18 protein-coding genes are annotated in these 14,925 nt (G+C 63.9%); 3 read left to right on the top strand and 15 right to left on the bottom strand.

Translation table 11 applies throughout. The features are described 5' to 3' along the window. Nucleotides 1-4 precede the first annotated feature (4 nt). On the bottom strand, nt 5-502 hold the full coding sequence (locus tag LuPra_RS25330; RefSeq protein WP_110173342.1) for a fasciclin domain-containing protein: 498 nt from the start codon (nt 500-502) through the stop codon (nt 5-7). Between the two features lie 277 nt (nt 503-779). On the opposite strand from LuPra_RS25330, the gene LuPra_RS25325 reads away from it, so the two are divergent. Continuing rightward, the gene (locus tag LuPra_RS25325) at nt 780-1,340 is read left to right on the top strand and encodes a helix-turn-helix domain-containing protein (protein ID WP_110173341.1); all 561 of its coding nucleotides are present in this window, start codon (nt 780-782) and stop codon (nt 1,338-1,340) included. Nucleotides 1,341-1,746: 406 nt separating this feature from the next. Continuing rightward, nucleotides 1,747-1,953, top strand: coding sequence for a hypothetical protein (locus LuPra_RS25320; RefSeq protein ID WP_110173340.1), 207 nt, complete (start codon nt 1,747-1,749; stop codon nt 1,951-1,953). 984 nt (nt 1,954-2,937) lie between these two features. On the opposite strand, the gene LuPra_RS32285 is transcribed toward LuPra_RS25320, so the two are convergent. Next, nucleotides 2,938-3,321, bottom strand: a complete 384-nt coding sequence (locus LuPra_RS32285; RefSeq protein WP_157899652.1) for a hypothetical protein — start codon at nt 3,319-3,321, stop codon at nt 2,938-2,940. A 638-nt stretch (nt 3,322-3,959) separates the two neighbouring features. On the opposite strand from LuPra_RS32285, the gene LuPra_RS25310 reads away from it, so the two are divergent. Next, the gene (locus LuPra_RS25310) at nt 3,960-4,799 is read left to right on the top strand and encodes an alpha/beta hydrolase family protein (protein ID WP_110173338.1); all 840 of its coding nucleotides are present in this window, start codon (nt 3,960-3,962) and stop codon (nt 4,797-4,799) included. Nucleotides 4,800-5,397: 598 nt separating this feature from the next. On the opposite strand, the gene LuPra_RS34660 is transcribed toward LuPra_RS25310, so the two are convergent. The 13 genes from LuPra_RS34660 to LuPra_RS25250 all read right to left on the bottom strand — a co-directional run bounded on the left by LuPra_RS34660 (nt 5,398) and on the right by LuPra_RS25250 (nt 14,923). Beyond that, the gene (locus LuPra_RS34660) at nt 5,398-6,081 is read right to left on the bottom strand and encodes a DUF72 domain-containing protein (RefSeq protein WP_110173337.1); all 684 of its coding nucleotides are present in this window, start codon (nt 6,079-6,081) and stop codon (nt 5,398-5,400) included. 76 nt (nt 6,082-6,157) lie between these two features. Next, a complete protein-coding gene (locus LuPra_RS25300; RefSeq protein ID WP_234800546.1) occupies nt 6,158-7,378 on the bottom strand; it encodes a Gfo/Idh/MocA family protein in 1,221 nt (406 codons plus the stop codon). Continuing rightward, nucleotides 7,315-7,827, bottom strand: coding sequence for a pyridoxamine 5'-phosphate oxidase family protein (locus LuPra_RS25295; RefSeq protein WP_157899651.1), 513 nt, complete (start codon nt 7,825-7,827; stop codon nt 7,315-7,317). Before LuPra_RS25295 ends, LuPra_RS25300 begins: the two co-directional genes overlap by 64 nt. Before the next feature lie 225 nt (nt 7,828-8,052). Next, nucleotides 8,053-8,355 (bottom strand): hypothetical protein, encoded by a 303-nt coding sequence (locus LuPra_RS25290; protein ID WP_157899650.1) that lies wholly within the window; start codon nt 8,353-8,355, stop codon nt 8,053-8,055. Between the two features lie 51 nt (nt 8,356-8,406). Beyond that, on the bottom strand, nt 8,407-8,811 hold the full coding sequence (locus LuPra_RS25285; RefSeq protein ID WP_110173333.1) for a hypothetical protein: 405 nt from the start codon (nt 8,809-8,811) through the stop codon (nt 8,407-8,409). After that, a complete protein-coding gene (locus LuPra_RS25280; protein WP_110173332.1) occupies nt 8,808-9,494 on the bottom strand; it encodes a DUF1990 family protein in 687 nt (228 codons plus the stop codon). The genes LuPra_RS25285 and LuPra_RS25280 overlap by 4 nt, the downstream gene beginning before the upstream one ends. Further along, nucleotides 9,494-9,661, bottom strand: coding sequence for a hypothetical protein (locus LuPra_RS32280; protein ID WP_157899649.1), 168 nt, complete (start codon nt 9,659-9,661; stop codon nt 9,494-9,496). Before LuPra_RS32280 ends, LuPra_RS25280 begins: the two co-directional genes overlap by 1 nt. A gap of 93 nt (nt 9,662-9,754) precedes the next feature. Then, nucleotides 9,755-11,680: an APC family permease gene (locus LuPra_RS25275; RefSeq protein ID WP_110173331.1), complete on the bottom strand. Its 1,926-nt coding sequence runs from the start codon at nt 11,678-11,680 to the stop codon at nt 9,755-9,757. A 60-nt stretch (nt 11,681-11,740) separates the two neighbouring features. After that, nucleotides 11,741-12,040: an ATP-binding protein gene (locus tag LuPra_RS25270; protein ID WP_157899648.1), complete on the bottom strand. Its 300-nt coding sequence runs from the start codon at nt 12,038-12,040 to the stop codon at nt 11,741-11,743. Further along, a complete protein-coding gene (locus LuPra_RS25265; protein ID WP_110173329.1) occupies nt 12,019-12,270 on the bottom strand; it encodes an ATP-binding protein in 252 nt (83 codons plus the stop codon). Before LuPra_RS25265 ends, LuPra_RS25270 begins: the two co-directional genes overlap by 22 nt. Then, complete coding sequence (locus LuPra_RS25260; RefSeq protein WP_110174561.1) at nt 12,270-12,665, bottom strand: anti-sigma regulatory factor; 396 nt, start codon at nt 12,663-12,665, stop codon at nt 12,270-12,272. The genes LuPra_RS25265 and LuPra_RS25260 overlap by 1 nt, the downstream gene beginning before the upstream one ends. Nucleotides 12,666-13,210: 545 nt before the next feature. Then, on the bottom strand, nt 13,211-14,236 hold the full coding sequence (locus tag LuPra_RS25255; RefSeq protein ID WP_257724474.1) for a YihY/virulence factor BrkB family protein: 1,026 nt from the start codon (nt 14,234-14,236) through the stop codon (nt 13,211-13,213). A 315-nt stretch (nt 14,237-14,551) separates the two neighbouring features. Then, complete coding sequence (locus tag LuPra_RS25250; protein WP_110173327.1) at nt 14,552-14,923, bottom strand: response regulator; 372 nt, start codon at nt 14,921-14,923, stop codon at nt 14,552-14,554. Nucleotides 14,924-14,925 lie beyond the last annotated feature (2 nt).

Here is a 14,925-nt window from a genome sequence, read left to right as displayed (position 1 = left end):
AGCGTTAAAGGCCCTTCGGCAGAATCACCGCATCGATGACGTGAATCACGCCGTTGCTGGCCTGAATGTCCGTCTTGATCACCCGCGCACCATCGACACGGACGATGCCGCTCTGCGCGTTGACGGCGATCGTGTCGCCGCTCACAGCCTTGGCCGACTGCAGCTTCACCACGTCAGAGGCGACCACCTTGCCGGCGACGACGTGATAGGTGAGGACACGCCGTAGCTTGTCCTTGTTCTCGGGCTTGAGCAGGCTTTCGAGCGTGCCGGCCGGAAGCTTCGCGAACGCCTCGTCGGTCGGCGCGAAGACCGTGAACGGACCGGGCCCGGTCAGGGTCGTGACGAGGTCAGCCGCTTCAAGCGCTTTCGCGAGCGTCTTGAAGGAACCGGCCGCCACCGCCGTATCGACGATGTTGGCGGTTTCAGCGTGAACCATCTGGCGCGGAGCGGCCGCCGCGATGACAAGGGCCGCAGCGACAATGACTGATGCTTTCTTCAACATGATGGACTCCTAACGTGCGATGCGGGTTAACGGGGTGCCGCCGGTTTCATCGGACGGCTTTGAACCCTCTTTCAGAACAGCGACTGATACAGACCGGCCACTCCGACGACGAGCACGGCTGCACCGATGTCAGTTGGCTTCGTGACAACCTCCAGGATTGAATGTAATGCAAAGAAACTTGAACACAAGTAAAATCAACGCCATCCAGAAAGTCGTGTGAACGACACGACACAGACGCCGTGAAATGTGACTGGCAGTCAAATTGAACGGAGGAGCGATGCTGTCGAAGACGCTGCAGGACGGGTTGAGCGACTATCGGATCGGCGACACGATCCGCACCCTGCGCCTGAAGAAGAAGATCGGCCTCGTCGAGCTCGGCAAGCACACCGGGCTGTCACCGGCCCTGCTCTCGAAGATTGAACGCGGCCGGTTGTTTCCGACACTGCCGACGCTACTGCGTATTGCCCTTGTGTTCGGCGTCGGACTCGAGTTCTTCTTCGCCGGCGCGCGTGAGAATCCGCTTGTCGCGGTCGTGCGCAAGGACCAGCGCGTGCAGCTTCCCGATCGTCCAGGCGCGCGCGACGTGACCTATCGTTTCGAGTCGCTCGATTATCCGGCCACCGAGCGCCGGTTCAGCTGCTACTACGCGGAGTTCTTTCCGATCGCACCGGACAAGCTTCGGCCGCATGAGCATCCGGGCGTGGAATTCATCTACACCATTGAGGGTACGCTCAGCGTGCACATGGGCGTTGACGAGCACGCGCTTGCGGTCGGCGATTCGATGTACTTCGATTCCACGGTGCCGCACGCGTACCGGCGCAGCGGCGGCCGGACCTGACGCGCGGTCGTCGTAACGTCCCCCTGAACTGGCCGCCGGGTTCCGGTCCACCGGCCGCGTGGGATGCTCTATGCGCGGGACGATCGTCGGGTCGGCGGCCGATGCCACGCGCTGCCAAGAGCACCGAGGCGAGCCATCCGACTGGGTAGAGCGCGTGGTTGATCAGATGGGCGCGCCGCACAGCTCACCGCGGCACGCGCGGAAACCAGGGAAAGAACGCCGGCGTGCGGGTCCGCTTCACTGCCCGAAGCCACGCTTGGTGACGACGCCGTCCTCACGTCGAGGAGCGTTCGCCACTGCTGGCGCTCGGTCTCGTCCATGGCGGGTACGCCTTCCTGAAGGCCAACGGGTGTCGTGCGAAAGACCCAGGTGCCTTCATCTCATCAATTTCTCGCAACTGACTGTCGTGGCCGCGGACGCGTTGCGCATCGCCAACCGCGGCCGCTCAACGCTCGTCCGCGACACCCTTCTGGCGCCGCCTTCGCGTCTGACGCCAGAGGAAGCCGCCGCGCTGCTCCGCATCCCACGTCGTGGCATTCGCACCGAGGACGACTGGTTCGCGCCTGGCCTCGCGGAGACCACCGGACAACCGCCGTTCGAGCTTCGCGCGTAGCGGCGGCGCGACCAGCCAGACAGAGGTGCGCCACTGCGAGGCCGGTTGACAAATTACAGACAATCCGAAGCGGCTCGACGCCGTTTCGGGTTGTCCCCGGTTGGCGCAACTGATTGAAAACAAACGAGGGACAGTCTGAAGTGGTCTCCTGCTTTCCCGCTCCACATTCCTCCGGAGCCAAAGGTCAGAGGTTCGAACCCTACCGGGCGTACCATTTAAGTTCTTATATTTGAATAGTTTAGTGACATCGCCTCACCTTTGCCAAACAGGCTGTGTGGGTTCGGGGGTGCATTAGGGGTACGGGGCTGAAGACCGCACCTCCGGCAGAGCTGTCGTCTCGCGCTGCCTGCTGACGTGGGCTTGCACCCAGTCCTCTCGATCGCGACCGCGATACACGACCCGTCTGGCGCCAACCTTCACGAATGGCGGCGCATCAATCGCCGCTCTGAACCGAGCCGTGCGCGCCTTCTTGAGCCACGCCCGGCTCATTCCCAGGTACTGCGCCCCTTCCGCTTCGCTCAAGGCGAAGCGACGTGTGAGATCTGGATCAAGCCCCCGGCATCATTGGTGGACGCGGGCCTGCTCGACAGTACTGGCCTCATCCTCATCGCAAATCTCCACAACTCCCGACGGTTCAGCACCGTGCAAGCTGCACGGCACGAATCGGTGACCACAGAGGCTGTCTTTGGCGCCGAGTTGCGGCCGCGTAGACTGAATGGCGCTTGATGGCGGCACGTGCGGCCGACATCGCCCGGCTGAGGATGTCCCTGTCGGGCTATGGCAAGCGGTCGACCCTCGTCTCTTTCGACGATGCTCGCTGACCGAGGGCGACACTGGCAGAACTCCGGCGCCGGTCGAATTCTTACGGGATGTTCGCAGGCAGCTAGGGGCGTGGCATCGAGGTGCCAATTGAAGTCACTGTCTCGCCTCCCGAGAAAGTGTTCCGGTAGTGCCGCCGACGCTTGGACGCCGGCAGTTGTCGGCTCATTTCAGCCGTACGCTCGGAACCGGGAAGGTGGCTGTGACGGCAAGCGTCTGTCCCTGGGTCTTCACGTGCGCGTTCGCTTCCCACAATGAGCGGACGTTGATCAGCGCGAACAACTTCGACTTGCTCGCCACCGGCGATGTGACGTCCGGCCCGAAGGCGAATACCTGGTGTTTGTTGCCAGAATCCGCGTGTAGCTGAACTGGCTGTCCCTCCGACTCTATGTTCTTCTCCCGATCCCGCTGCGTACCCTGGGGCTCGGTCGGGGGGTTCTTTGGATCCGAACTGCACGCGTCTGTGGGTTCAGCTGTCCCGGCATGACCTTCTCCGGCGGCGCTCAAGGGCTGGCCTTCGTCGTGTATTTCGGAGTTCGAGTCAATCATTGCAAGTTCTCCTCGACTATTCGATTGCGGTACAGAGTGTAGCGAATACTCACTCGCGGCCGTCTTCCGCGTTCTGTTCCATCTTTTTCAGCTCAGCGATCCCTTCCGATCTCTCCGAGGCGTTTTCCTTGGACGCCGTCTCGGTTGGGACGTCGCCCTCGGATCCACTCGGTAGCGGCTTGGGAATGAGCACGCCGGGAATCGGGCGGTCCGTGGGCACATCATCGATGTCGTGAGCAGGCGCGCGGCGCTCGTTCCCGACTTGACGTGCCCCTTGCCCTCGTCGCGAGCGTCAACTTTCGAGATGCGTCTTGCCGATTCATGGAGTGCCTCCGACTTGGACGGAGCACGTCTCGTGCCGATGCCCCGTGCGTCAGGAGCCGCTGAAGCCGCCGCGACCGAGTCCTGGTCAAGGAGTCGTTCTTGCAGGCGAGCGGCGAAGCGCCACGGCGGTCGGCTGGAGTCGCTCAAGGCGGTCAATAGGGAGGCACGGATGAGACGACGGGATCGCCATCGATGCTGGAGCGCCCATGGCGCGGCGACTGCTGGGTCGTTCGTGTTGAGCCGGGTGCTGGCAGGGCCGACTTCGACGTGCCCGTCGAATGGCTAGCCAGCGTGGGCAGACGGGCAGCAGTCCAATGGATCTTGGCCGAGCGCTCCGAGTCGCCCTGATCGTCTCGATGTTGTGTGCGCTGGCGGCGTGCCATCGCCACGCCCTGATCAGTGTGCCGGCCAGCGCCCCCGGCGACCCCGTTCTCTCGATCGCCGGCGATCCCGAGTCCGAGTCCGGGGCGACGTGGACGCTCGTCGGCACGTTGGACGGTACGACGGTTGATCTCCAGGGCATCTTGCTCAAGCCGCGCGGCCCCGGGCCATTCCCCGCAGTCGTGCTCAGTCACGGTGCCGGTGGCGACGCGCAGTCGTATGGCCACGCACTCGGAGGTGTGATGCGCACGTGGGGCCTGGTCTGCATCGCGGTCAATTACACCCACGCGCGCGGGGTGCCCCTTGGCGCGCCGGGCACAGTCCTCCAGCAAGGCGCGAGTCCGCCGAACGCGTTTCGCGCGCACGCGGCGGTCACCGTCCTGGCGCGCGTTCGCTACGTCGACGTCCAGCGCGTCGCGGCACACGGTCACAGCATGGGCGCCTTCGTCACGACGGCATTCGTCGCGGCCTATCCCGGGGACGTCCGCGTGGGGTCACACACAGCCGGCGGTGTCCTGGTCGATGCCATTCACCACGACGGTATCCCGCTCCCGAGCGTCGCGGAGGCCCGGCGCGTTCAGGCACCGTATCAGTGGCACCACGGCCTCCTGGACTACGCCGTCCCATTCTTCCTCGACAGCCGCTTCGACTCCGTCCTCACTGCCCCCCATGAGGGCCATCTCTATCGCCGCCTCGGTCACGCCGAGGTCGCCACCGATCCCGAGATGCTGTCGCGCGTCCGGGCCTGGTACACCGCCCACGGAATGTTCTGATGTCCTGTAGCGTGATTGCCTGATAGGCCAGCGTGCGGGTGTTCGCAGCGGCGCTTGTAAGGAGTTCGCGTTCGAGCGAGTTCTACAAGTAGCCGCCGTTTGTGCGCTGGTTGGTGGCAAAGGGGCGGGACCGTACGGACGATGGGCGCCGATACCCCTCGGGGCATCGATACCCCGAGATGGGAAAGTACCCCCAGGAATACCCGACACCCTGAACTCGAACGTGCGTGAAAGCCTGTGCTGAGCGAGCGTGAGCCGCGCCACGATGAGACAACTCGCGGTCAGGAAGGCACGTCCGTACCGCACGCCGCCGAACTCGAGCGCGACTTGAGCACGCACGGCGGCCGCGACATCCTGCGCTGACGCGTGTACCGACCGCGTCCCATGCCGCTGCCCCATGCCGTCGGAAGGCACTGAGGGCCGCGCGTGCCAGTCAGATTGGTGGCGAGAGCCAAATGTCGTTAGACGTGAGGTAGAGGGCATGCTCCGCCGCGGAGCATAACTCACGCGCCGCTTGGCTGCGGGAGGTGTCGGCGTTCACCGCGACCGATTCCACCACTTCGTCACCACAGTCTTCATCTCGTTCGAGCACTCGCGCTCACGTGCTGGCTCTGGCGGCCATCCTGTGGTGCAACTCACATGCATTCTCGATCGCAGCCCCACTTGCGGTGTTGTCGAAGATGCACCACACCTCCTCGGCGCGAGGAACACTCCGGACAATGTCAGCGAACGTCCCCATGTAGTGCTCGTCATATCGCGACCAGTACGTCCTCGGTGAGCCGTGCAGCCGAAAGTATGCGATGCGCGGCCAGCCCGCCGGAACGGTTGCGGCGGGCACCGGTGGCGGATCGGCAGCGACGCGTGAGATTCGGTAGCCTTCGAGCAGGGACGTCACGTCCGGCGAAAACCATGTCGGATGCCTCGGCTCGCACACGACGGGGCCTCCGTACATCGTTCGCACGAGGTCAAGGAATGGAGTGACCGCTGAGCAATCAAATGCGAGCGACGGCGGCAGTTGCACCAGGATAGGCCCTCTCTTCTCGGCCAGGCCCTCCGTCTGAGCGAGGAACGCGACCAACGGCTCACGCGCGTCTTGCAGCTTCAACTCATGCGTAATCGTTCGAGGCATCTTGACGGCAAACCTGAAATCCGGAAGGGTGCTCTCCCGCCACTTCGCGTACGTAGCGGCGGCGTGCGGCCGATAGAATGAGGAATTGATCTCAGCGCAGCGGAGCCAGCGCGAGTAGCGCTGGAGATGCGTTCCATACGAATCAAATCGCATGGCTGACGCGCGCGGAATCGACCACCCCGCCGTCCCGATCCGAATGTCCGCAGTCCTCGCCACCGACGTAGACGGTTCAATCACGACTCGCGCTTTGCACCTTGATCAGGTCCGGCTTGCGTACACCTGGCCGTGAGATCCGTTGTCGCGATGTCGGACGAACCAGTTTCCGGAAACTCCGAATGGCGACGGGGCGCTGCCGTCGCGCTGATTCGTACAAGGCCTCGACGATGCGGACGTCCTGCAGTCCTTCCTCGCCTGAGGGTTCTGGTTGCCGGTCGTTCCGGATGCAATCAGAGAAATACAACAGCTCCGGCGCGAACTGATCCCGTTTGCCAATGCGTTTCGTCCGTCGCTTTCCATCGATGGTCAGCGTGTATTTCAGACCCTCGGCGTACTCATACGCTGGCTCAGCGTGAAGGTGCCCTCTCGTGCCAACGATGCGGTACGCCGCCACGTCAGCGGCGTTGAAACTCGTGACGAAGGTCGCCAGTTGGCCGTCGCCGAACTGCATTGTGGCCGCGGTCGTCTCGTCGATCTCCACGAGGCTCTTGACGCCGCTATTGACGGACATGGCGGAGACTCGGGTGGGTTCCGCGCGGAACAGGTTGCGCGCAGCGTTGATGCAGTAGACGCCGATGTCGTAGAGCGTGCCGCCTCCATAGTCCCGCCTGGTACGAATGTCACCGCGACGGACCGTCATCGAGAATGATGATGTGAAGAACTTCAGCTCTCCAAGCTGACCGCGACGTGCCAGCTCCATTGCCGAGATGTTCAGAGTTTCGAAATGCAGACGGTACGCGATCATGAGCTTGACGCGAGCGTTGCGGCACGCCGTGACCATCTGCCGGCACTCCCGGACGGTGACGGCCATCGGCTTTTCACACAGCACGTGCACTCCCGCCTTGGCGGCCCGTACCGTGTATTCCGCGTGCATCGAATTGGGCAGCGCGATGTACACCGCATCGACTTCGCGGAGGCAGTCCTCGAATTGTTCGTAGGAGAAGGCGTGATCGAGGCGGTAGCGTCGCGTGATCTCTCGCCTCTTGGTTCGATCCCCGCTCACGACAGCTACGAGCTTCGAATTGCGTCGCGCATGTGCAAACGCCGGCAGCACCGCTACCTGCGCGATGTGGCCGAGTCCTACGACCGCGTAGCGTACCGGTGCGATAGATGGCATGACGTCTCCTCGACGATGACCGTGGGCCGGCGGTGGCCGGCAGCCACTCCTGTTTACCGATGTGGCTCGTTCAGCTGGTGCATCTGGCCCGGTTCCACTCGCGCGCCCGTGATCCACCCCTTCGCCAATTCGAAGAGGACGACGGGCTTCGGCTTGTTGACGTCAAGGAACACGGCGGCATGGACGTCGATGCCGACCAGCACCATACGAGGGTCATCGGGTGTGCCGTGGCGCGGGTCGCCCTCCTGACCAAACCACGCCTTCCAGTCGGGCTCGTACAGTTGCCTGATCGTGTTCCGGTCGCGCGACAGAGTGGCGATACCCGACACCGATACCCATTCGTACGAACCCGGCTTGTAGTAGGCGAGATTTACATGCGCGTCGTGCGCGATGTCGTTCAATTTGCCGCTGCCTTCCTCGGTCACGAACCACAAGTCGGCGCCGTTGGCCTGTTTCTGATTGGCCATGGGCCGCGATTCCAGATGCCCATCGGGGCGGCGCGTCGTCATCATCGCCACCTTGATCTCGTCGATCAGTCCATAGAACGTCGCCAGTTCGGTCTTCATGTCTTCGACTCCCGGGGCGCGGCGCCCTCGCATGACGCAAGATTGATGGTGCCGATCAACGGCCTCGTCCTGTTGGGCTGGCCTGGCGTTGGGGAACATGCGCCCTTCGGGCAGCGTTCCCGGCGGCGCTCGAAGGTTGGACTGCGCCTTGTGTTTCGGAGTTCGAGCTGGTCATAGCAAGTTCTCCTCGTCGACTATTCGATCCAGTACAGGTGTAGCGAATGCTCATTCGCGGCCGTCTTCCGCGTTCCGTTCTAGCTTCGTGAGCTCAGCGACGGCATCGGCCTTCCTGGAGTCCTCCTTCTTGGCGCGCCACTCGGATGTGGCTTCGCCCTCGACGCCGTCCGAAAGCGCCTCAGGAATGAGAAGGCCGGGAACCGAGCCTTCCGTTGGCGAATCATCGATGTCGTGAGTCGGCGCGCGGCGCGCGTTGCCGGCGGCGACGTGTCCCTTGCCCTCTTCACGGGCGTCGAACTGTCGAGATGAGTCTTGCCGAGTCATGGAGTGCCTCCGACTCGCAAGCAGCATGTCTCATGCCGAAGCCCCATGCGTGCCGACGTCGGCGTGACTGGCAAATGGCTAGGCGTACCGCGATGCGACTGCCACGACCAACGCGTCCTCGAGCAGACCGCCCGCAGCGCTCGGCACGGGAAGGCGTCGCCGCACGTCGTAGGCTATCTGCGTGGCGACCACCGCGGTCGTGGCGCCGAGCACCGCACCCAGCACCACACGCTCGCCCGCCTCGCGCGCCACGAGTACGCCGATGGCACCGCCAATCAGCGCGCGGGCGCCCAGCGGCAGTGGGTCGATGCGATTGCCAATGGAGGGCGACTTATCTGCAAACATTTCCGTCGCGGCGACGACGAGCAACGCCGGCTTTGCCGGGCCGCCCCGCGCGGACGCCAGGGCAGCCAGTCCGGCCATGCTGCGCACGCCGGTCACGGCGCTGAGCGCCAGGAGTTTGGTCAGGATGGCGCGATTCATTTAAACCACTTCCGTTTCGTATGGTACGTGAACACCACGTCGACCCCCCTGGTGGGTGAGTCCAGCCGCGTCTCGCGCCGGCTGTCGTGTCGGGCCATAGTGCGCGAGCAGCCACAGCCGGTGATGGGCGAGTCGATGCCACTTTCGCTGGTAGCACCCCGACAACACGATGAAGCCGACCCGACTCCACCAGTTGGGGAACTCGCCCTGCTGCCAGCGCGCTCGATGCGAAAGCGGATCTGCCCCTGATCATTCCTTGTGATCAGGAACCATTCGACCCCGCGCTCGAGGTGTCCCTCCAGCGTGTCGTCCCGAAAGCCGAAGACGTCGGCTTCATCCGTGACGCGATTGACGACCGCTGGACACAGATGATGCAAGCCGAGGACCTGGACCTCGAGGAGCATGCACCTCCAGAGCAACGGCTCTGCCGGGTCAAAATGGGCCAGGACGATCGCGGGGGCGGAAAACTGGTAGTTCGCGAGTGCAGCACGCGCGCGCGCGAAGCGATCCTCCCCCTCCGCCTCGGTAGCGATCACTGCCTCGGAATTGAAGTGGTGCCACCCATGATCACCAGTCATATCCTCTTCATGGGCGCCGTCATTGGAGTGGGAGTGGCGCGCCTGCTCGAGGCGCAGCTTGATGGCCGCGGCAGGCCAACTTCTCCACAGGCGCCATTCCGCCATCAGTCCCCGACCGCCAGGAAGGTCGGTGACTGGAGGGGATCATCGTCCTCCGGCAACTCATCGACTACGGTCGTGTCCGCGCGGATCGCGTCACGAATAGGAGCGCCGACCGCCGCAGCGGTGTTGTTGGTGAAGTCGGTGAACAAATTCGTGAAGACGCTCGGCACACGCTGAGCAAACGTGGCCCACGCATGCCACGACGGATGCCGGCGAGCGCCTGAGCCGTGGCGACTCCAAAGGCAAGGGCCGCTATCTGAGGTTCACCCAAGATGGATACGCGGGCGACGCTTCGGATTCGGCTCGGTCTGCCTCAGGACTTCACGGGTGACCGGTGCCGTGTCCCCCTCACCGAAAACGAGAAACTTCAGCAGGTATGCGATGGGATTGCCTTCGGTCCAGCCGAAGTAGGCATGAGGGATGGTGCCAATCTCGTCGCGAATGTACAGCAACAACGCCGCGATCGCATTCGGGACCGCCGGACTCACACAGCGCAGTACCCGATGCGGGCCGACGTACACGCCCTGCACGCGCAGCTGATCGCTGAACGCGGACGCGTCACTTGGCTGCACCTCGATGAACAGGACGCGCTCGTCGGGCACGAGGTGGTGGCTTTCTTCGGCCTCCTCCAGCTTCTGTTCGTACTCCGCGACGTCGCCCGCGTCAGGGCTGTTGGCGATCACCCGGATTGGTGCCCCCGCGGCTTCACGCAGGAACACCTGCGCCTGGGCATCAGGCTGTACTGAATGGATGCGCAGCTCCGTCGAACGCAGCACTCGCGATATCAACGACGTCAGGACGATGGAGACGATGAAGATGACGGCAATCTTGAGACCCTCCGGCCGTTCGAGGATGTTGACTACCGTCGTGTACGCGAAAATGACCGTCAGCAGCGCGAATCCGACCCACGCGCCACGCCCTTGGCGCCGGTCGGCGAGCGTGACGGCGAGAGCGGCGGACCCCATCAGGACCAGCACTCCGGTTGCATATGCGCCCCCTTGGGCGTTGACATCCGCCTTGAAGAGGATCGTGACGAGGAAGGCCACTGCCGTGAAAATCACCACCAGCGGCCTGTGCGCCTTCGCCCACTCCGGCGCCATGCCGTAGCGCGGCAGGTACCGTGGCACGAGATTGAGCAACCCGACCATCGCCGACGCACCGGCGAACCACAGAATCGCCACGGTGCTCAGGTCATAGACCGTCCCGAACGTCTCGCCGAGATGTTCATGGGCGATGTAGGCGAGGGCGCGGCCGTATGCCGGGCCACCCTCCGCGAACGCGGCAGGCGGGATGAGCAAGGTCGTGACCACGCTGCTCGCCGCAAGTAGGACGCTCATCAGCACCGCTGCCGCGGTCAACAGCTTCTTCGTATTGCGAATACGGCCCTGGGGTTGCTTTTCCGTGTCGCCCGGGTCGCCTTGGACCAATGGCATGACGGCGACGCCGGTCTCGAAGCCTGACAGGCCGAGTGCCAGCCTGGGAAAGAGCAGCGCCGCCATCACGACCATCGATGCGGGATGTCCATGTGCACGGGTGGCTGCGGTCCACCACTCCGACCATCGCGTTGGCTCCTGCCACAGGTGCAGCAGTCCCCACGCCAGGACGACCAGGTTGAGGAGGATGTAGACCGCCACGATGGGCACGGCGAGTCCCACGGCTTCCCGAAATCCCCTGAGGAACACGGCTGCAAGCGCAGCGAGGAGGAGCAGGGTCAGCATCACGGGCTGCTTCGTCCAGCCCGGCATGAAAGGATTCTCGAGGAGGTGAGCCGTCGCATCTGCCGCCGAGAGCGTGATCGTGATGATGAATCCGGTCGCGGCGAACCCGAGAAGGCACAGCACCAAGGCCTTGCCGCGCCAACGGGGCAGCAGCGCTTCCAGAATCGAGATACTGCCTTGCCCATTCGGGCTGAGCTCCGCCACTCGCCGATACATCGGCAAGGCACCGAAGAGTGTCAGGACCAACAAGATCAGGGTAGCAAGCGGCGAGAGCAGACCGGCGGCGAGGAACGCGATACCCGGTTGGTAGCCCAACGTGGAGAAGTAGTCCACGCCCGTGAGGCACATGACCTTCCACCAGACCGATTGATGAACGTCCGGTGGTGGCGCATACGCGCCCTCCGGCTCGGGGATGCCTTCAAGAAACCAGTCGGTCAGACGGTGCCGTGCCGGCGTGTCGTGTCGCGCCATTGGACAACGTAAAGCAACCGCGATGCCACGCGGCCAAAGGTGCTTGCCTGGCCTCTTCCCTCAGACATGGACGTCGCCCTTTCGCGACCGGCTCACCACGAGGATCGTCGCGTCGTCCCGGCCGCGGACGAAGTCGCGGGGAAACGGCAGGCACACCGCGCCGACCGTGAACACGGTGGACGGCGCCGTGCTGGTGGCGATCCGCGACACGATCACCGTGCCCTTCCCTGGCGTCGAGTGGACGTCGAATTCATCCGACAGCCGCTTCACGGCACCCAACCCATTGCCCGGCGTACCGACGGTCGAGAATCCGTCCTGCAGGCATCGCTGCACGTCGGTCATCCCGGGGCCACCGTCCACCGACAGTAGTCCAGCCAACCGGACGCCCCGTGCGACATCACCTGCAGCAACATCCGGCCGTCGCGCGCGTGTCGAACGAGGTTGGTCGCCAGTTCGGTCGCGACGATCGCAGCATCACCCCGTCGTGACGGCGACAGCGCCAGCGTGTCCGCCATCCGCGAGATGGCACGACGGACCTCGCCGATCTGGCTCCGGTCCGACACCGGAATGCACAGCTGCAGGGGGTCCATCAATTCCACCGGACGATGGTCACCGTCGTCCCCCGTCCGAGGACGGACTCGATCGAGAAGTGGCTGACGAGGCGCTTGGCGCCCGGCAGGCCAAGCCCCATGCCCTTGCCCGATGTCCAGCCGTCGTTCATCGCCTGCGCGACATCGGCAATCCCCGGCCCCTGGTCGTTGAACTGCAGGCGCAGGCCCTTGCGGACGCCCTCGGCCAGCAACTCGCAAACCATCGTGCCACCAAGGCCATACACGACGGCGTTGCGTGCCAGCTCGCTGGTCGCGGTGACCATCTTGGTCTGATCGACCAGCCGGAACGCCAGTTGTTGGGTCAGACGTCGCACCGTTTGTCGCGCAATGACGACGTCCTGCGCCGATCGGAGCGGCATGGACTCAGTCCTGATCGCAACGGGATGGCAACCGGCTGGTTCGATGGGAGTGGCGCCAGCTACCGGCGTCACCAAATCGGCCCAGAACAGCGCACTCTGGTCCCGGAAGCGAATCGGTCGGGGTGGAGACATCGATGTCGCTCCCAAGCGAAGAGTAAGCCACTCACAGCGAGCAAAAGACCGCGGCAAAGGGTTAAGACGCTGGTCCCTGGAATGATTTCGCTGGCGCGCTGAGCCACGTCAGAGCAGCGACGGAGCTTCTCGGCAGCTGCAGGCCCGCCCCTTACCGCTTCTTCGCGGCCCTCTTCACCACCCGCCGTCGGTCGCCCTGGTCGCCGTGCCCAGGCATCACCGCGGTCTTCGCGGCGCGCTGTCGGTCAACGCTCAACGACCGGCTCACGTCGTCCATGTCGGACCACGTCCCATCACTGGCGCGTTTCACGAACCGCTTGTCCGTGCCGGTCGATCAGCTCACGCTTCGTCGTCGATCGCTTCGCAATCTTGTTCGGACTCGTCTTGGCCACTCGTGCCTCGTTTCGCATGAAGGTCTACAACCAGCATCACCGCGTGCGATTCCACCGCCTCGCCAGCAGCATCGCGCCAGCGACCATCGCACCCAATCCTCGTTTCGGAGGTGGCGGCGGGGACGGTGGCGTTGGCACCTCGGGCGGCGCGTCGCCCTGTCGCTCTCGGAACGCTCGTGCGGCGCGCGCGCCGAGAAGCCGTGTCCCCTGCGCGTTCTTCTGTCCTGGCGCCTTTCCGTACGGCGAGGCGTGTTCGATTTCGGCGTTCAACTCGGCGCCAGTCAAGATGGCGATGCCGGATACGTAAAACCAGAGCAAGACGACGATGACCCCACCAACGGTGCCGTAGGTCGCTTCATAATCCGTAAAGTTCGACACGTACACCTTGAACAGCAGTGAGATCACGAGCCAGAGCAGCGTGGCGGCGACGGCACCTGGTGTAATCCACGCCCAATCCTGGTCCGCGTCAGGCCCGAAGTAGTACATGAGGCCAATCCCCGTGGTCACCAACGCGAACACGAGTGGCCACTGCAGTACGAGCCACGCCCACTCGAAGGGCGCCCCCCAGCCCGTCCTCTGTCCAAGCCATCCCGCGACGGTCGGTCCGACGAGAACCAGTGACAACGCAATCAGGACGATCGCTGCGACACCCAGCGTCAGCCCGATGGCGACCAGGCGCACTTTCCACCAGGGCCGACCTTCGTCGATGTCGTAGGCGCGATTCAGCGCACCGACGATCGAGACGAGCGCCGCCGAACTACTCCACAACGCACCCGCAACACCGACGGTGAGCAACCCGCCGTTCTGGTTGTTGGCGAGTCGTCGCAGTTGCTCTTGAATCAGTCCGAGGACCTGCGCTGAGACAAACGGGCCGAGGGACCGGCCGATATCGTCGCTGAGGTTCGACAGCGGAAAAAAGCTCGCGAGCGCAAGCAGAAAGAGGATCGCCGGAAATAGCGCGAGGAAGAAATAGTACGACAGCTGAGCTGCTAGACCGAGCACGTCGTCATCTATGACTTCGCGCCACGTGCGACGCGCAAGTTCCGACCATGAGAGGGACATCGTCTCGAACACGACGGAGCCAGATGCAAACGCCGAGCCGCAATTCCGGAGGTAATGCGTGCCCGCACAAGTCGTGGCCGGTGGCGACTCCGGACTGGACTCGCCCGACGCTGACACCGGGAAGACGGGCCCGGCCGTCGAAGGGTCTCAGGGCCGGCGCTCCCGACCGGATGCGGCCTTCGTGCCGTCGATTCTTCCCTGGGTTTGGGTAGCAGAGCAGTCGTAGCGGATCGCAATGCGTCGCCGCAGCGCGGCGAGCACGGCTCGCCTACCGCTCCGTTGACTCGGAAGGATCGGTAGGAGGGCCGGTGCCGTTCACACTGCACGACTTACGAACCGGTCGAGAACATTCAGCAGGGCTTCTGGCGTAAACGGCTTGGCAAGCACGGCCTCGTACAGACCCGGCGTCGACGGAACAGCCGATCGGAGAGACGTCATCATGACGATCGGAATACCGCGATGTCGCTCATCTGCGCGCATGGCCTGTGCTAGCTCTGGGCCATCCATCACAGGCATCATCGTGTCCGTCAACACAAGATGAATCGGCCGTTCACGCAGCACGTCGAGGGCGAGCCGTCCGTTGGCCGCGAGCGTGACCTGGAAGCCGAGCTCGGTCAACACGTCGCGCAACAGTTCGGCGAGACCGTATTCGTCCTCAACGATCAGAATGGAAGGCGTCACGGCCATCG

Origin of the sequence: Luteitalea pratensis, from assembly GCF_001618865.1 — a bacterium.
In the GTDB taxonomy this organism is placed as follows: Bacteria; Acidobacteriota; Vicinamibacteria; order Vicinamibacterales; family Vicinamibacteraceae; genus Luteitalea; species Luteitalea pratensis.
The sequence above is the reverse complement of the archived record's forward strand: the minus strand, read 5'-3'. Positions and strand labels throughout refer to the sequence as shown.